Below are 18,317 nucleotides of genomic sequence, written 5' to 3'. Positions count from 1 at the left end.
CCGGCGGCGGGCGTTTCAGGAGGTACAGGTCCTGCCGTTCCGCGGCACCTCGCCCTCGAGCAGATAGGCGTCCACGGTCTCCGTCACGCACTTCCCGCTTCCGTACGCGCCGTGGCCCTCACCCTTGTTGGTGATCAGCACCCCGACGCCCTTGCCGAGCTCGTCGGCCATCTTCCTCGCACCCTCGTACGGAGTCGCCGGGTCGCCCGTCGTACCGATCACGAGGATCGGCGCCGCGCCGTCTGCGGAGACCTCCGGCGTCTCCCACTCGCCGGCCACCGGCCACTCGGCGCACCAGCCGGCCAGGTCCCACGCCAGATACGGGCCGAAGACCGGGGACACCTCGGTGAACTCGGCGAGATGACGGGACCGCACCTCGGCGGGCAGCACCCGGCCCTTGGCGTCGGCGCACGATATGGCGCGCTGCGAGTGGCTCTGGGTGCCGTAACGGCCGGTCTTGTCACGGTCGTTGTACGAGTCTGCCATCAGCAGCAGCCCCGTGCCGTTGCCGCGCTCCGCGGCGTCCAGTGCCTGGGTCAGGTACTTCCAGCTGCTCTGCGAGTACAGCGGCTGGATGATCCCGGTCAGCGCGAGGCTCTCGGTGAGCCGTCGTCCGTCGGCCGTGGGCATCGGCCTGCGGTCGAGCTGCCGCAGCAGTTTCACGATGCGTCCGGTGCCTTCCTCCGCGCTGATGCCCCGGCTCTTGAAGTAGTTCTCCAGCGCGCGCTGGAACCCGCGTGCCTGGTTGCGCGAGTGCCCGGCGTAGTCGGCGGACGGGTCGACCACGGCGTCGAGGACCAGCCGCCCGACATTCTTCGGATACAGGTGGGCGTAGACGCCGCCCAGTTCCGTGCCGTAGGAGAAGCCCAGGTAGTGGAGCTTGTCGTCGCCGAGGACGTGGCGTATCAGATCCATGTCGCGTGCGGCGTTCGCCGTGCCGACGTGCGGGACGACGCGGCCGGACCGCTCGGCGCAGCCCTTGCCGAAGGACGCCGCGTCGGCCATGTAGGTCTTCTCCTCCGCCGCGGTGTCCGGGGTGGCGTCCAGGCCCAGGGACCTGGCCGTCTCCTCGTCGCCACGGCACACCACCGCGGAGCTCTCCGCCACGCCGCGCGGATCGAATCCGACCAGGTCGTAGCGGCTGTGCAGGCTGTCGTAGCCCTGGGCCGCCGCGGGCAGCGCCGCCACGCCGGACCCGCCGGGACCGCCGAAGTTGAAGAGCAGCGAGCCGATGCGCTTCCCGGGGCCCTCGGCCTTGGAGCGGATCAGCGCGATGCCGATGGTCTCCCCGGCCGGGTCGCCGTAGTCCAGTGGCGCCTCGACGGTGGCGCACTGCCACTGCCCTCCGGGCGCCTGTGCCGCGCTGCCGTGCGCCTTGGTCGGGGCCTCGCAGCGCTTCCACTCGGGCTTCTGGCCGGTCAGCACGGCCGGCAGGGCGGGATCACCGGGAGGACTCACGGCGGGGGAGGAGCCGGCGGCGGACGGGGAGTCGCTGTTGCGCCCGTCGACGGCCCCGTTGCCCCCGTCGGTGCTGCATCCGGCCGCGCCGGCTGCCACGAGGAGCGTCGCCGTCGCCAGGGCCACCGCTCGCATCCGCTGACTCATCCCACACATCCCAACGGTCGTCGAAGACAGTTTCGACATCCTAGGCAGGGCATCCGCCGGGCTACGTGCACACGGTGCCGTCGGAGGGGACCTTGCCGTTCAGCAGGTAGCCGTCCACGGCCCTCTGGACGCAGGCGCTGCTGCCGTACGAGCCGTGCCCCTCGCCCTCGTACGTGACCCGGACCGCGACGCCCTTGCCCAGCGCATCGGCCATCGCCTTCGTGCCCTTGTAGGGCGTCGCCGGGTCGCCGGTGTTGCCGACCACCACGATGGGCGGCGCGCCGGGCGCCGAGACGTCCGGGTGGTCCCAGGTGCCCGGGACCGGCCACTTGCCGCAGCTCGCCTGCCCCCAGGCGAGGTACTCGCCGAAGACGGGGGAGGCCTTCTGGAACTCGGGCACCATGGCCTTGGCCTGGTCGACGGTGTAGCGGGCCTTGGTGTCGACACAGCCGATGGCCGTGCCCGCCGCCTGGATGTTGCTGTAGGTGCCGTTCTCGGAGCGCCCGTTCAGCGCGTCGGAGAACGCCATCAGCAGGGCTCCGTTGCCGCCGTCCGCCTCGTCGAGGCCCTGCTCCAGCAGCTTCCAGTACTCCTTGGAGTAGAGCGTCTGGATGATTCCGTTCGCGGCCTGCCCTTCGGTGAGCATCCGCTCGCCGATCCCCGGGATGGGCTTCTTGTCGAGCCGGTCCAGGAAACCGATGATCCAGTCCTGGATCTCCTGCACGGACGAGCCGGGGAGCCGGCACGCGTCGCCGCGCTCCAAGCAGTCCTCCGAGAAGTTGGTGAGAGCCTGCTGGAAGCCTCTGACCTGGCCGAGTGCGCTCTGGACGGAGTCCTGCGTCGGGTCGACGACGGCGTCGAACACGGCCCGGCCGATGTTCTTCGGGTACAGGTGGGCGTAGACGCCGCCCAGCTCCGTGCCGTACGAGATGCCGAAGTAGTGGAGCTTGTCGTCGCCGAGGACCTGGCGCATCAGGTCCAGGTCCCGTGCGGCGTTGACGGTGCCGACGTACGGGAGCTCGTCACCGGAGTTCTCCTCGCAGGAGTCGGTGAAGTCCTCGATGCCTTCCAGGAAGGTCTTCTCCTCGGCTGCGTCGTCGGGCGTCGGGTCCTCGGCCGCGTACTCGTCCATCTCCCTGTCGTCCAGGCACTCCACGGGAACGCTGCGGCCGACTCCCCGCGGATCGAAGCTCACCAGGTCGTAGCGGGCCCGGAGGTCCTCGTAGTCGGAGCCGAGGGACGGCAGGGTGTGCACCCCGGAGGCGCCCGGCCCGCCGAAGTTGAAGACGAGGGAGCCGATGCGGTTCGCGGTGTCGCGCGCCGGTGCCCGGATCAGGGCCAGCTCGATGGTCTCGCCGTCCGGTTTCGCGTAGTCCAGCGGGACGTCCATGAAGGAGCACTCCCACTTCGTCCCTCCCGGCAGCGGCGACGGCGCCGGACCGCCGCCCTCCGCCTCCGACGGGGCGGGGCACGGCCGCCATTCGAGCTGCTGCGAGGCGAGGTCCTTCGGCCGGTCCTCGCCGCCGTTCCCTCCGTCGGAACATCCGACGGCGGCCAGCAGTGCGGCTGTCACGGAGGCGGCGGCCGCGGAGCGCGCGGCGGAGGAGGTTATCGGCATGTCGCCATCGTGCGCCGCCACCGCGTACCCCGCACGGGCGACGGTCCATGCGGGTGGAGGCTGTGGCGCTGCGCCGGACGGGTGACTTGCCGCCGGGCCGCCGGCGGGCCGTCAGGCCGCCCGGCGGCAAGTCAGAGAGAGCCCTGGCGGGTGAGGTGCGTGAAGGCGAACCAGCCCGGCAGGACCGGCAGCCACAGCGTCATCGTCCGGTACAGCAGCACCGCGGGCGCGGCGACGTCCCCCGGTACGCCCACCAGCACCAGACCGCCGAGCAGCGCGCCCTCGACGGCACCCACACCTCCGGGCGTCGGCGCCGCCGACCCCAGTGCGTTGCCCGCGAGGAACACCACGGCGATGCTCGCGTAGCTCACCGGCTGGTGCCCGCCGTCGAACGCCCGGACCGACGCGTCCAGACACAGCACGAACACACCCGTCAGCAGCAGCATCCCGCCGATGCCCGTGATCAGCTTCCCCGGCCTCTGCAGCACGTCCAGCATGCGCGGCACGACGCCGGCGAACAGTGACCGCAGCCGGGTCACCACGAACTTCCGCAGGAAGGGGATCGCCGTCACCACGAGCACCAGCACGGCGACCGTCAGCAGCCCGGCGATCACCGTCCTGGACGGGGTGAGCGACGCCGTCTTCTCCGTGCCGGTCAGGTAGCCGAAGGACAGCAGCAGCATGATGTGCGCGCCGAGCCCGAACAGCTGCGAGGCGCCGACACTGGCCACGGCGAGACCCGGCCGGACACCGGAGCGCTGGAGGAACCGGGTGTTCAGGGCCACGCCGCCGACCGCCGCAGGGGCGACGATCTTGACGAACGACCCGGCGACCTGCGCCAGCACCGTCCGCAGGAAGCCGACCCGCTCGGGGACGAAGCCCAGCAGGCTCATCGCCGCCGCGAAGTAGCTGAGCACGGAGAACAGCAGGGCCGCCGCGACCCAGCCCCAGTGGGCGTTCGCGAAGACGGTGCCGAAGTCGATGCCGGCGATCTGCGACAGCAGGAAGTACGCGGCGACCGCACCGGCGATGAAGCTGAGGAGCGTGCGGGGCCTGATCCGCTCCAGACGGACGGGCTCCACGGGAGCCTGCGGTCTGATCAGCAGCACCTGCCGGCGGATCTGGGACAGCAGATCCTCCTCGCGCACCTCGTCCATGGCCTCGTCCATGGCGCGCTTGTCGGCCTGCTTCTCCGCGCGCTCCACCTTGCGGACCGCCTTGCGGTCGTCGGCGGAGGGCTCCTCCGTACGGGCCCGCTTCGCCGCCTCCGACGCCTCCAGCACCGCCTCCCTCTCGCGCTGGGCACGCTCGCGTGCCTGATGGCGCAGGGTGGCCCTGGTCGAGCGGCTCAGGGCGATCGGCTGGAGGAGCGGCAGGCAGTCGGCGATCTTGTCGGGGCCGAGCACCTCGACCGCCGCGGCCACGGCCCGTTCGGCGCCCACCCGCAGGCCCAGGGTCGTCAGCAGTTGGGCGATGTCCATCCGGAGCACCATGTCGCCCGCGGCGATCTCGCCGCCGCGCAGATCAGTGATGATCGCCCGGCCGTCCGGGTCGACCAGGATGGCGTCGCCGGCGAGCCGGCGGTGCGCGATGCGGCGCGACTGGAGCGCCTTCACCTGGCGCCAGGCGCCGCGCACCACGTCGTCCGTGATCTCCTGGTCCGCCAGGGAGTCCAGGGAACGGCCGCCGGAGTGCTCGTACACGAGCATCACGGCGTCGGGACCGAGCTCCGACGTGGCGATCAGCTTGGGCGCGTTGGCACCGGCGGCGATCGCCGCGTACGCGAGCAGAGCCTCCTGCTCCAGCGCCTGACGCAGTGACTGGATGGAACGGCGGGTCGTGATCGAGCGCAGGGTCAGCCGGCGCCACACGCGGTAGAAGAAGCCCTGCGCCTGCTGCTCGCGGTCGACGACGGTGACGTCCAGCGGCGGGCCGTCCTCCAGCGACACCAGATAGCGGCGCCCGCGGTCCTGGTCCGCACTCTCCGGGGCGTCGTCCTCCGCACGCATCGCGGTCACCGGGCGGAACCCGACATGACGCAGGCCGGCGAGCAGGTTCCGGCCGGTGGGCCGGACGTTCGGTGAGCCGACGGCGTAGAGGGTGCCGTACGCGACGGTCCAGCCCAGCAGCACGGTCAGCAGCACCGAGAACGGGGTGGTGTAGCCGGCGACGAGCATCGCGAAGGCGTCGAGCATCAGCACCATCCACAGGACCACGCGCCAGCGGGGTCTGCGGGCCATGCCCACCGCCGTCATATAGGCGATGACCGGCGCCAGGTACCCGTGCACCGGATCGGTCAGCTCTCCGCCGGTCTGCTGCTGGGTCAGCGCGTCCTGGAGCGAGCCGGGGGCGCCCCTGGCCACCCAGAGGTCGGTGGCGAGGGTGACACCGTGGGCGAGGACCGCGGCGAGCACGCCGTCCGCGATCCGCAGACCGTCGCGCTTGATCAGCCGCTCGATGGCGAACGCGACCGGCACGAGCAGCACGGCGATGCTGGAGACCAGGCCGGCGATCTTGACCAGCAGGTCGGGGGCCTGCCCGGTGCCCTTGTTGATGTCCTGTTCGAGACCGCTCGTGGTGCCCTGCGCGAAGGCGGCGACGGCCAGCACGACCGCGATGACGAGAATGCCGATCAGCAGCCGCATCAGGTCCGACGGGCGGTGCACGCGCGCGGCGAGCAGCGGCTCGTCCCCGGAGACCTGGTCCGCGTGGGCCACCTCGGCCTCCGGTGCCCCGGCCGCCGGTGTCTCCTTGCCGGGAACCGCCTTCTCCGGGTGCGGCTCGGAATCAGGGGTGCCTGCTGCCTTCGGCTGCACGCCCTGCTCCTTCGCCGTCTCGGTCTCTTCTTGATCTCGTATCACCAGTCACCGCCCGCACGATGGTGGCACGACCGGACGACAGAGGGGGGCATCAGGGTGCAATGCGGGGTCGCGAGGCGCGATCGGTACCCCTCTTTGCCTCCCATGTGCTGATTCTCCCTCTCCGTGTCGCGGTCTTCACGCCCAGGGCCGGCGCGGCCGCCGGCCTTGAAGCCGCGCCTCTTCCCCTCACACCGCTCCCCGCCGGAGCGGTCCGCTTCGTGGTCGTCACGGCCCCGGCATTGTCGGTGCCGTGCGGCAGGATGGGTCGGATGGACGAGCTGCCTGAGTACGCCGAGCGGGTTCTGGAGGTCGCCGAGCGGATCCCGCCGGGCCGGGTCATGACCTACGGGGACGTCGCGGAGTGGCTCGGCGAAGGCGGACCCCGCCAGGTCGGCCGCGTCATGGCGCTGTACGGCGGCGCCGTGCCGTGGTGGCGGGTGGTGCGCTCCGACGGCGTCCTGCTGCCGGGCCACGAGCTGCGCGCCCTCGACCGGTACCGCGAAGAAGGGACCCCGCTGCGTGCAGCGTCCCACGCCGCCCAGGGGCATGTGCCGCGCCTCGACATGAAACGCGCACGGTGGGACGGCGCCGGGACGCGAAGCGACGAAGCTCACATATGACAGCTTCCGCCAAGCGGCGACAGGGCGGGGACTCCGAGGACCGTACGGGGTACGGGACGGCTCCGCCGTCCGCACCCGGGCGCCTGGCGTAGCGTCTTCAGCGCGCGGCACGCACCGCACTCTCATCACCAGCACACCCACCAGGACCGGCGATCCACGTGAGCTCCTCCTCCACCAGCGGGCATGTGCCGTACCCGCAGCAGGTACGGCAGGGGGTTCTCCCGCGCCCGCACGGGCGGGGCGGAAGGTCCCCGGGCGCGTACCGGCTGGTGCGAACCCCTCCGGGCCCCGTGAATCCCCCTCATCTGGACGCCGCCCAGCGCTCTGTGGTTGACCATGGAGACGGACCGCTTCTGGTGCTCGCCGGACCCGGCACCGGCAAGACGACCACGCTCGTCGAGGCCGTCGCGGCTCGTATCGCGGCGGGCACGGACCCTTCTCGCATCCTCGTCCTCACCTTCAGCCGCAAAGCGGCGGTGGAACTGCGCGACCGGATGGCGCTGCGGCTCGGCGGCGCGCGTGGACCGCAGGCCACGACGTTCCACTCCTACTGCTACGCGCTGGTCCGCTCGCATCAGGACGCCGACCTGTTCGCCGAACCGCTGCGCCTGCTGTCGGGTCCGGAGCAGGACGTCGCCGTGCGGGAACTCCTCGCAGGCCAGATCGGCATGCCCGGCGTCCGCTGGCCCGACGAACTGCGGGCGTGCCTGACCACCCGCGGCTTCGCCGACGAGGTCCGAGCCGTGCTGGCCCGGAGCCGGGAGCTTGGTCTCGGCCCGGACTCCCTCGCCCGCTTCGCCGCCCGCATCGGCCGGCCCGACTGGGGGCCGCCGCCTCGTTCCTCGCCGAATACCTGGACGTCCTCGACCTCCAGGGCGTGCTCGACTACGCGGAACTGGTGCACCGGGCGGTCCTGCTGGCCGAGGAGGTGGCGCTGCCCGCCTACGACGCGGTGTTCGTGGACGAGTACCAGGACACCGACCCGGCCCAGGTGCGGCTGCTGCGCGCGCTGGCGGGCGGCGGGCGGACTCTCGTCGCCTTCGGCGATCCCGACCAGTCGATCTACGCGTTCCGCGGCGCGGACGTCAACGGCATCCTCGACTTCCCCGACGCCTTCCCCCGCGCCGACGGCAGTCCCGCCGGCGTCGCCGTGCTGACCACGTCCCGGCGCAGCGGAGCCGCCCTCCTGGCGGCGACCCGGCTGCTGACCCGCCGGATGCCGCTGACACGGCTGCCGGCCGGCAAGGTCCGCGCCCACCGCGAACTGGCGGCGGCCCGCGAGGGCGGCCGCGTCGAGGCGTACACCTATCCGACGGCCTCCACAGAGCTGGACAACATCGCGGACATCCTGCGCCGCGCCCATCTCGAGGACGGCGTCCCCTGGCACGAGATGGCGGTTCTCGTCCGGGCGGGCGGCCGCACCATCCCCTCCATGCGGCGCGCCCTGACGTCGGCGGGCGTACCCCTCGAGATCGACGGCGACGACGTGGCCCTGCGCCATGAACCGGCGGTGGCGCCGCTTCTGACCGCCTTGCGCACGGTCGCGACGGCGGCCGCCGGCCGCCCGGTGGAAGCGTCGCCCGCAACCGTGCCCGCGCCCGTTCCCGAGGGAGCGGGCGCGGGGGCCGATGACGGCGGGGTGGCCGCGGTCACCGGGGATCCGGAGGAGATGGCTGAGGGGGCCGATGACGGCGGGGTGGCCGCGGTCACCGGGGATCCGGAGGAGGCGGGCGAGGAGCGGGAGGCCGGTCCCGAGGCCGCCCTCTGGATCGACACCGAGACCGCGCTCACCCTCCTGACCTCGCCGCTCGGCGGCATGGACACCGCAGACCTGCGCCGTCTCGGCAGGGCGCTGCGCGACGAGGAGCGGGCCGGAGGCAACGCCCTGCCGCCGCCGTCCGACCAGCTTCTCGCCCGCGCGCTCGCCGAGCCCGAGCGCCTTGTCGCGCACGACCCGGCGTACGCCCGCGGCGCCCAGCGGCTCGGCGCCCTCCTGCGCAAGGCGCGCGAACTCCTGGAAGGCGGAGGCACCGCCGAAGAGGCCCTGTGGCTGCTGTGGGACGGCACCCCGTGGCCGCAGCGCCTGGAGCGTGCGGCGTTCCGCGGCGGCGCGGCCGGCCGCAACGCCGACCGTGATCTCGACGCCGTCTGCGCGCTCTTCGAGACGGCGGCGCGCGCGGAGGAGCGCACCGGCGGCCGTGGCGCGCTCAACTTCATCGAGGAGCTCGAAGCGCAGGACATCGCCGCCGACACCCTCTCCAGGCGGGAGGTCCGCCCGGAGGCCGTACGGCTGATGACCGCGCACCGCTCGAAGGGCCTGGAGTGGAGCCTCGTGGTGGTCGCCGGTGTGCAGGAGGGCCTGTGGCCCGATCTCCGGCGCCGGGGTTCCCTCCTGGAGGCCGACCGTATCGGGTGGGACGGTCTCGCCGAGCCGCTCACCCCCGGCGCCCTGCTGGCGGAGGAGCGCAGGCTGTTCTACGTGGCGGCCACCCGAGCCCGCGACCGTCTCGTCGTCACCGCGGTCAAGGCCCCGGCCGACGACGGTGACCAGCCTTCCCGCTTCCTGGCCGAACTGGGCGTCGAGCCACGCGATGTGACCGGCCGTCCGCGCCGTCCGCTGGCCGTCGCCCCGCTCGTCGCCGAGCTGCGCGCCACCACCGTCGATCCGGACGCCTCACCGCGGTTGCGAGAGGCCGCCGCCCGCCGACTGGCCCGTCTCGCGGCGCTGACCGACGAGGAGGGCCAGCCGCTGGTGCCTTCCGCGCACCCGTACCGCTGGTGGGGCCTGTACGACGCCACCCACAGTGCGAAGCCGCTGCGGGACCGGGACCAGCCCGTCACGCTCTCCGGCAGCGCGCTCGACCAGCTGGCCAACAGCTGCGCGCTCCAGTGGTTCCTCGGCCGGGAGGTGAAGGCCGACGCGCCCGCGACCGCCGCCCAGGGCTTCGGCAACGTCGTGCACGTACTCGCCGACGAGGTCGCCTCCGGCCGTACCCCCGCCGACCTCGCCGTCCTCATGGAGCGCCTCGACTCGGTGTGGGACGCGCTCGTCTTCGACGCCCCCTGGAAATCGCAGCAGGAGAAAGGTCACGCGCGCGCCGCGCTCGAGCGCTTCCTGCGTTGGCACGTCATGGACCGCGGCGGACGCCGCCCCGCCGCCACCGAGCACGACTTCGACGTCACGTTGGAGGCGGGCGGGTTCGAGGTGCGCATCCGCGGCTCCATGGACCGCGTCGAGCAGGACGAGCAGGGCCGTGCCTATGTCGTCGACTTCAAGACGGGCAAGCAGACGCCCACGAAGGACGAGGTCGCCCGCCATCCCCAGCTCGCCGTGTACCAGCTGGCCGTCCGCGAGGGCGCGGTGGACGAGGTGTTCGGCGGGAACCGTCCGGAGGCGGGCGGCGCCGAGTTGGTACAGCTGCGGCAGCCGGCCGCCAAGAAGGAGGGCGGCGACGCCCTGCCCAAGGTCCAGGCGCAGGAGGCGCTCAACGGCGAGTGGGTGGGGGACCTGCTCGCCACAGCGGCCGGCCGGGTGCTCGACGAGCGCTTCACGCCCTCCACCGGGCAGCACTGCGCCCACTGCGCGTTCCGGGCGTCGTGCAGCGCGCAGCCGGAGGGCCGCCAAATAGTGGAATGACCGGAGTTTTGTCATGCAATGTCACATTCACGCAGATCCAATGGAGTTCCCGGCCACCGCGACCGGTCGTGGCGGGACCATCCGGATCTGCGAGGAGAGACAACATGACGGCCAAGCGGAAGTCCCTGGCGACGGCGGTGGTCTGCCTCAGTGCCGTCATCGTGCTGGCGGGCTGTTCCCAGGACGGTGACATCAAGGCCAAGGGAGCCTCCGGGGAGCGAAGGGGGCCGGCGGCCGTGACGAGCGGCGACGGCGAATCGCTGGAGGGCCTCGACGCGGGGCAGATCGCCGACAAGGCGGTCGCGGCCACCAGAGCCGCCAAGTCCCTGGCCATGGCGGGCCGGATCGAGAAGGACGGCGAGCCGGTCTCCATCGACCTCGCCCTCGACTCCGGCGAAAAATGCAGCGGCCTGCTCGGCGTCAAGGGAGGCAGGGCGGAACTCCGCCAGGTGTCCGAGGTCATGTACCTCAAGGGCGACGAGCAGTTCTGGAGCGCCTCACTGCGCGAGCGTTCCTCCGAGTCCCCCGGCGTGGACAGCGATGCCGTCGTGGAACTCCTGCAGTCCCGGTGGGTCAAGATGCCCACCGGGACCGTCAAGGACCTGGACCGCGTCTGCGACCTCAAGGCGATGTTCGCGCAGATGGACGTGGACGAGGCGGACCGGAAGCAGATGACCAAGGGCCCGGACTCCCAGGTCGAGGGCGTACCGACGGTGACGCTCGTGAAGCAGGAGCAGGACAGGACGACGACGGTCCACGTCGCGAAGGAGGGCAAGCCGTATGTCCTCAAGATCGTGAAGGCCGGCGGCGACGAGACCGGCACGATCGTCCTCTCCCACTACGACGAGCCGGTCGAGGTCGAGGCGCCGCCGGCGGAGGAAGTGGTCGACCTGGGCAATCTGACCGGGGGCGCGGGCCTCGGCTTCGAGGCGGGCGCCACGCAGTCCGGGGAAGGGAGCGGCACGGACGGGCAGCCGGACATGGGAGCGGACGTCGGCATCGGGGCCGGCACGGAAGCCGGTGAAAACCAGGAGGCGGACGCGGGCACCGGCTCGGACCAGGGCTCCGGTTCGGCCCAGGACACCGATGCCGACACGGAGACCGGTGACGGATCGGGTTCCGACGCCGAAGGTCTGGTCACCGACGAAGGGGTCGATTCGGAGTCCGGCAGCGACACCGGCTCCGGCGCGGGAACGGCCGCGGACGGTGCGAACGCGTCCTAGGGACCGGTACGGGCCGCGGGCGTGCGCGGCCATGGGCTGCGGGCTGCGGTCCCCAGCACCGGGCTTCCTTGCTGTGGCGGCGCCGTCGGCATCCAGGGTTCGGAAGCCGGTGTCCGGTCGGCGGACACAGGGGGACCACTGCTGTCAGTGGTCCCCGTTAGCCTCTACGGGGTGACCGCACGTATCACCGACCCCGAGCAGCTCAAGGAGCTCCTCGGCATCCCCTTCACCCCGGAGCAGACGGCCTGCATCACCGCGCCGCCCGCCCCGCAGGTCATCGTGGCCGGGGCCGGTTCGGGAAAGACGACGGTCATGGCGGCCCGGGTGGTCTGGCTCGTCGGTACCGGCCAGGTGGCGCCCGACCAGGTGCTCGGGCTCACCTTCACCAACAAGGCCGCGGGCGAGCTCGCCGAGCGTGTCCGCACCGCCCTCGTCCGGGCCGGTGTGACCGACCCCGACGCCATCGACCCCGGCGACCCTTCCTCGTTCTTCGGCGGCGACACCCCGGTCGGCGAGCCGCGCATCTCCACCTACCACGCCTTCGCCGGCCAGCTCCTCAAGGACCACGGCCTGCGCATCGGACTCGAGCCGACCGCCCGGCTGCTCGCCGACGCCACCCGCTACCAGCTCGCCGCCCGCGTGCTGCGGGAGGCCCCGGGACCGTACCCGGCGCTCACCCGCTCCTTCCCCTCCCTCGTGAGCGACCTGCTCGCGCTCGACGCGGAGCTCGCCGAGCACCTGGTGCCTCCCGGCCGCCTCGAGGATTACGACGCGGAGCTGCTCCGCACCCTCGAAGGCGCCCGGCTGACCAACGCGGACCTCCGTAAGGTCCCGGAGGCCGCCGCGGCGCGCCGCGAGCTGCTCGACCTGACCCTGCGTTACCGGGCGGCCAAGCGGCAGCGGGACCTGCTCGACTTCGGCGACCAGATCGCCCTGTCCGCCGAGCTCGCACTCACCCGCCCCGAGGTGGGCACCCTCCTCCGCGACGAGTTCAGGGTCGTCCTGCTCGACGAGTACCAGGACACGTCGGTGGCCCAGCGGTTGCTGCTGTCCGGACTGTTCGGGCAGGGCACGGGCCACGCCGTCACCGCGGTCGGCGACCCCTGCCAGGCGATCTACGGCTGGCGCGGGGCGTCCGTCGCCAACCTCGACGACTTCCCCGTCCACTTCCCCCACTCCGACGGCCGTCCCGCCGACCGCTACTCGCTCAGCGAGAACCGCCGCAGCGGCGGGCGTCTGCTGCACCTCGCCAACGGCCTCGCGACGCCGCTGCGCGCCATGCACGAGGGGGTCGAGGCACTGCGGCCCGCGCCCGGCGCGGAGCGGGACGGCATCGTGCGCTGCGCGCTGCTCCCGACGCACGCGGAGGAGATCGAGTGGCTGGCCGACTCCATCGCGCACCTGGTCCGCACCGGCAAGGAGCCGGGCGAGATCGCGGTCCTGTGCCGTACCGCGGGAGACTTCCCCGAGATCCAGGGTGCCCTGGTCGCCCGCGACGTCCCGGTCGAGGTCGTCGGCCTCTCCGGGCTGCTGCACCTGCCGGAGGTCGCCGACCTGGTGGCGATGTGCGAGGTGCTCCAGGACCCGGGCGCCAACGCCTCACTCGTGCGTATCCTCACCGGCCCCCGGTGGCGGATCGGGCCGCGCGACCTGGCGCTGCTCGGCCGCCGCGCGCGACTGCTCGTCCACCACGCCTCTGCGGACGACGATCCGGAGCGGCGGCTCGCCGCGGCGGTGGAGGGCACCGACCCCGCGGAGATCGTCTCGCTCGCCGACGCGCTCGACACGTTCCTGGATTCGGCCGGAGGCGAGGAGGACGGCCTCCCCTTCTCCGCGGAGGCACGGGTCCGCTTCGCCCGCCTCGCCGCCGAACTGCGTGACCTGCGCCGCTCACTGGCCGACCCGCTGATGGACGTCCTGCACCGGGTGCTCTCCACCACCGGCCTCGAGGTCGAACTGTCCGCCTCGCCGCACGCGCTGGCCGCCCGCCGCCGGGAGACCCTCGCCAACTTCCTGGACATCGCCGCCGGTTTCGCCGCGCTGGACGGGGAGGCGACACTGCTGGCGTTCCTCGGCTTCCTGCGTACCGCCGCGCAGTACGAGAAGGGGCTCGACAACGCGCTTCCTGGGGGTGAGAACACGGTCAAGGTGCTCACCGCGCACAAGTCCAAGGGCCTCGAGTGGGACGTCGTCGCCGTGCCGGGGCTCGTCGCCAAGCACTTCCCGAACGACCAGGCCCGGGAGGCCTGGACGTCGCAGAGCAAGGTCCTCCCGCACGCCCTGCGCGGCGACGCGGACACACTGCCGGACGTCGAGTCGTGGGACGCGGGGGGACTGAAGGCCTTCAAGGAGGCGATGAAGGACCACCAGCACACGGAGGAACTGCGGCTGGGCTACGTGACCTTCACGCGCCCACGCTCGCTCCTCCTCGGCTCCGCGCACTGGTGGGGCCCCAGCCAGAAGCGGCGGCGCGGCCCGTCGGCGTTCCTCAAGGCCCTGTACGACCACTGCGAGCAGGGTCACGGCGAGATCGAGGTCTGGGCGGACGAGCCCGAGGAGGACGCGGAGAACCCTGCGCTCGGCACGGCCACCGCGGACCACGCCTGGCCACTGCCCCTGGACCAGGTCTCGCTGGCCCGCCGCCGGACAGCGGCGGACACGGTCATGGCGCACCTCGAAGCGCTGTCGGCGGCGCCGAGCGGGGCCGGCTCCGCGGCGGGTGCGTCGGCCGAGACCGACGTCGACCACGTACGCGGATCCGGATCCGAGCCCGGACCGGAGCCCGAGCCTGAGCCGGAGTTCGACTCCGAGGTCGCCTGCGGGCCCGAGTCCGAGGCCGAGTTCGGCTCCACGCCGGAGTTCGAGACCGACCTCGAAAGCCGGCCCGGGTCCGGGCCGGGGTCCGTGACGGTGACCTCCGCCGACCCCGGTTCCGTGGTGGTCCCCTCGGCCGACACGGAGGATTGGGACTGGCCGACCGAGCCCCCGGAGGACGACCCGTTCGCACCGCCGCCTCCGGCGCCGACCGTCCCGCATCAGCCGTCCCCGCACCCCGAGCGCGTCCCCGTCGCCGTCCCCGGAGGGGCCGAAGCCGCCGCGTACCCCTCTGCTCCCCGGCGGGCCGAAAGCCCGCACCGGACATCGGGAAGGAACGAAAGGGGGGAGGCACTCACTCCCGAAGAGGCCCGCGCCATCGCGTCCTGGGACCGGGACCTCGACGCGCTCACCGGTGAACTGCGCCGTACCCGCGCGACCGTCCGTGAGGTCCTTGTGCCGGCCTCCCTCTCCGCCTCCCAGCTGCTGCGCCTCGCCGCCGACCCCGACGGCTTCGCCCAGGAGCTCGCCCGCCCCATGCCCCGTCCTCCGCAGCCCGCGGCCCGCAGGGGCACCCGGTTCCACGCCTGGGTGGAGTCGCGTTTCGAGGAACTCGCCCTGCCCATGCTCGGCCCCGACGAGCTGCCGGGCGGCGCCGACGAGCACGAGATCGCGGACGAGCAGGACCTCGCCACGCTCAAGGAGGCCTTCGAGCGCACGCCGTACGCCCGCCGCACCCCGTACCGCGTCGAGGCGCCGTTCCAGTTCACCCTGGCCGGCCGGGTCGTGCGGGGCCGGATCGACGCCGTGTACCGGACGGGTGAGAACACGTACGAGATCGTCGACTGGAAGACGGCGCGCAGCGGCGTCGCGGACCCCCTCCAGCTCGCCGTCTACCGCCTCGCGTGGGCCGAGCAGCACGGCATACCGCTCGACGCGGTGACCGCCACGTTCGTGTTCGTACGCACCGGAGAGATCGTGCACCCCGACGTCCTCCCCGATCGCCCCGGCCTGGAGCGCATCCTGCTGGGCGGGACGGCCGACCGGTCCGGTGCCGGCGCCCGTTAGGCTCAAGAGCATGAGCGAGACCCCGGACAACGCCGTCCGCACGTACATACAGCAGCACCGCGCCGCCTTCCTCGACGACCTCGCCGAGTGGCTGCGCATCCCGTCCGTGTCGGCACAGCCGGAGCACGACGGGGACGTACGGCGCAGCGCCGAATGGCTCGCGGGCAAGCTGGCGGAGACCGGCTTCCCGGTCGCCGAGATCTGGCCCACCCCCGGCGCCCCCGCGGTCTACGCCGAGTGGCCCTCCGGCGACCCGGACGCGCCCACCGTGCTGGTCTACGGCCACCACGACGTGCAGCCCGCCGCCCGTGAGGACGGCTGGCACTCCGACCCGTTCGAGCCTCTGATCGCCGACGGCCGGATGTACGGCCGCGGCGCCGCCGACGACAAGGGGCAGGTGTTCTTCCACACACTCGGCGTGCGCGCCCACCTCGCGGCCACCGGTCGTACCGCCCCAGCGGTCAACCTCAAGCTGCTGGTCGAGGGCGAGGAGGAGTCCGGCTCCCCGCACTTCCGCGCACTCGTGGAACAGCAGGCGCGCCGCCTCGCCGCAGACGCCGTGATCGTCTCCGACACCGGCATGTGGTCCGAGACCACGCCGACCGTCTGCACCGGCATGCGCGGCCTGGCCGACTGCGAGATCACGCTGCACGGCCCCGACCAGGACATCCACTCCGGCTCGTTCGGCGGCGCCGTCCCCAACCCCGCTACCGTCGCCGCCCGCCTGGTGGCCGCGCTGCACGACGAGAACGAGCAGGTCACGATCCCCGGCTTCTACGAAGGCGTCGCACCGCTCACCGACGAGGAGCGTGAGCTGTTCGCCGAGCTTCCGTTCGACGAGGAGACCTGGCTGCGCACCGCGAAGTCCCACGGGACGCTCGGCGAAGCCGGCTACTCCACGCTCGAGCGCGTCTGGGCCCGCCCGACGGCCGAGCTGAACGGCATCGGCGGCGGCTATCAGGGCCCCGGCGGTAAGACGATCATCCCGTCGTCCGCGCAGCTGAAACTGTCCTTCCGGCTGGTCGCCGGCCAGGAACCCGACAAGATCGAACGCGCCGTCACCGACTGGGTCGACTCCCGCGTCCCGGCCGGCATCCGGCACGAGATCGTCTTCGGGGCCGCCACCCGGCCCTGCCTGACGCCGCTCGACCACCCGGCCCTTCGGGCGGTCGTACGCGCCATGGGCCGTGCCTTCGACGGTCACAAGATCCGCTTCACCCGCGAGGGCGGTTCGGGACCGGCGGCCGACCTCCAGGACGTCCTCGCGGCGCCCGTGCTGTTCCTGGGCATCTCCGTACCGTCCGACGGCTGGCACGCACCGAACGAGAAGGTCGAGCTCGAACTGCTCCTCAAGGGAGTGGAGACGACCGCCCATCTGTGGGACGACATGGCCCGCACCCTTCGCTGAACCGATGTCCCGATCCGCCCCGGGGGAGATGGAAGAACCGTGAGCACCCAGAGCTACGCCGATGCCGCAGGCCGTCCCATCGGTCTCACCGCGCCCAGCGGCATCGACCGCGAGGCGCACAACCGTCTCGACGAGGCATGGCTCGCGGCCGCGTGGAGCCATCCCACGACCCGTGTGTTCGTCGTCTCCGGTGGCCAGGCCCTGATCGACGACACCCCTGACGGCCGCACCGAGCTGGTCATGACCCCGGCCTTCGAGGCCCCGGTCACCGAGACCCACCGCTACTTCCTCGGCACCGACGAGGAAGGGGTGCGCTACTTCGCCCTCCAGAAGGACGCCCTGCCGGGCCGCATGGACCAGTCGGCCAGGCCCGCCGGGCTGCGCGAGGCCGGGCTGCTGCTGTCGCCGCGCGACGCGGGTCTGCTGGTTCACGCGGTCGCCCTGGAGAACTGGCAGCGGCTCCACCGCTTCTGCTCCCGCTGCGGCGAGCGCACCGTCATCGCCGCCGCCGGACACATCCGCCGCTGCCAGGCATGCGGCGCCGAGCACTATCCCCGCACCGACCCTGCCGTGATCATGCTCGTCACCGACGACCAGGACCGCGCGCTCCTCGGCCGTCAGGTGCACTGGCCGGAGGGCCGCTTCTCGACGCTCGCGGGCTTCGTGGAGCCGGGGGAGTCCATCGAGGAGTCGGTGCGCCGCGAGGTCCGCGAGGAGGTGGGTGTCGGCGTGGGCGAGGTGGAGTACGTCGCCAGCCAGCCGTGGCCCTTCCCCTCGAGCCTGATGCTGGGGTTCATGGCCCGCGCCACGACGTCGCAGATCCAGGTCGACGGCGAGGAGATCCACGAGGCGCGCTGGTTCTCCCGGGAGGACCTGCGGGCCGCGTTCGAGTCCGGGGAGGTGCTGCCTCCCTACGGGATCTCCATCGCGGCCCGACTGATCGAGCTCTGGTACGGCAAGCCGCTGCCGAGGCCCGGGGACGTGGTCTGAGGCCTGGCACGGCCGCGCGACGGGCCCGGCGGACGTACGTCGGCCCCGGCCGCTCCGGTTCGCGGTGGAACCGGACCGCCGGGGCCGACGCTCGGTCCGGAGCCGGGGGCTAGACGCCCACCTTCTGCTTGACCTGGGCGAGAGACGGGTTCGTCAGCGTCGAACCGTCGGGGAAGAGCACGGTGGGCACCGTCTGGTTGCCCCCGTTGGCCTTCTCGACGAAGGCCGCCGACTCGGGGTCCTGCTCGATGTTGATCTCGGTGTACGCGATGCCCTCGCGGTCCATCTGGCTCTTCAGCCGACGGCAGTATCCGCACCACGTGGTGCTGTACATCGTCACAGTGCCCTGCATCGTCTCTTGCTCCTAGGTCTCGGGGCCGGGGGTGTCATCACCTCGGGCTAGAACGTACGTGACGCGGTAACGATTCCCGCGCCCGGTGTGACGCGGATCCGTACGGCCGGCGCTGTTCGTA

9 protein-coding genes and 1 pseudogene are annotated in these 18,317 nt (G+C 72.5%); 6 read left to right on the top strand and 4 right to left on the bottom strand.

What is annotated here, in order from left to right; genetic code table 11:
• Window positions 1-15: 15 nt before the first annotated feature.
• From GLX30_RS12820 to GLX30_RS12810, 3 genes are all read right to left on the bottom strand, one after another.
• Window positions 16-1,605, bottom strand: coding sequence for an alpha/beta hydrolase (locus GLX30_RS12820; protein WP_167306819.1), 1,590 nt, complete (start codon window positions 1,603-1,605; stop codon window positions 16-18).
• 61 nt (window positions 1,606-1,666) lie between these two features.
• Entirely contained in the window at window positions 1,667-3,223 is a 1,557-nt protein-coding gene (locus tag GLX30_RS12815) for an alpha/beta hydrolase (protein ID WP_159687592.1), read from the bottom strand.
• 131 nt (window positions 3,224-3,354) lie between these two features.
• Window positions 3,355-6,039: a lysylphosphatidylglycerol synthase transmembrane domain-containing protein gene (locus tag GLX30_RS12810; protein WP_159687588.1), complete on the bottom strand. Its 2,685-nt coding sequence runs from the start codon at window positions 6,037-6,039 to the stop codon at window positions 3,355-3,357.
• Between the two features lie 314 nt (window positions 6,040-6,353).
• Here GLX30_RS12810 and GLX30_RS12805 point away from each other — a divergent pair, with 314 nt between their 5' ends.
• From GLX30_RS12805 to nudC, 6 genes and pseudogenes are all read left to right on the top strand, one after another.
• On the top strand, window positions 6,354-6,704 hold the full coding sequence (locus GLX30_RS12805; RefSeq protein ID WP_208545407.1) for an MGMT family protein: 351 nt from the start codon (window positions 6,354-6,356) through the stop codon (window positions 6,702-6,704).
• A 269-nt stretch (window positions 6,705-6,973) separates the two neighbouring features.
• Window positions 6,974-10,341 (top strand): annotated as a pseudogene (locus tag GLX30_RS12800) (ATP-dependent DNA helicase).
• 104 nt (window positions 10,342-10,445) lie between these two features.
• Window positions 10,446-11,564: a hypothetical protein gene (locus GLX30_RS12795; RefSeq protein WP_159687582.1), complete on the top strand. Its 1,119-nt coding sequence runs from the start codon at window positions 10,446-10,448 to the stop codon at window positions 11,562-11,564.
• Window positions 11,565-11,735: 171 nt separating this feature from the next.
• Window positions 11,736-15,446 (top strand): ATP-dependent DNA helicase, encoded by a 3,711-nt coding sequence (locus GLX30_RS12790; protein ID WP_159687579.1) that lies wholly within the window; start codon window positions 11,736-11,738, stop codon window positions 15,444-15,446.
• Between the two features lie 10 nt (window positions 15,447-15,456).
• Entirely contained in the window at window positions 15,457-16,854 is a 1,398-nt protein-coding gene (locus tag GLX30_RS12785; RefSeq protein ID WP_159687576.1) for a dipeptidase, read from the top strand.
• A gap of 39 nt (window positions 16,855-16,893) precedes the next feature.
• Complete coding sequence (gene nudC, locus GLX30_RS12780) at window positions 16,894-17,844, top strand: NAD(+) diphosphatase (protein WP_167306818.1); 951 nt, start codon at window positions 16,894-16,896, stop codon at window positions 17,842-17,844.
• A gap of 109 nt (window positions 17,845-17,953) precedes the next feature.
• Here nudC and GLX30_RS12775 read toward each other — a convergent pair whose 3' ends face one another.
• On the bottom strand, window positions 17,954-18,196 hold the full coding sequence (locus GLX30_RS12775) for a mycoredoxin (protein WP_005312266.1): 243 nt from the start codon (window positions 18,194-18,196) through the stop codon (window positions 17,954-17,956).
• Window positions 18,197-18,317 lie beyond the last annotated feature (121 nt).

The sequence above is a fragment of the Streptomyces sp. Tu 2975 genome, from assembly GCF_009832925.1.
GTDB lineage: Bacteria > Actinomycetota > Actinomycetes > Streptomycetales > Streptomycetaceae > Streptomyces.
This window is presented reverse-complemented; position numbering and strand designations above follow the sequence as displayed.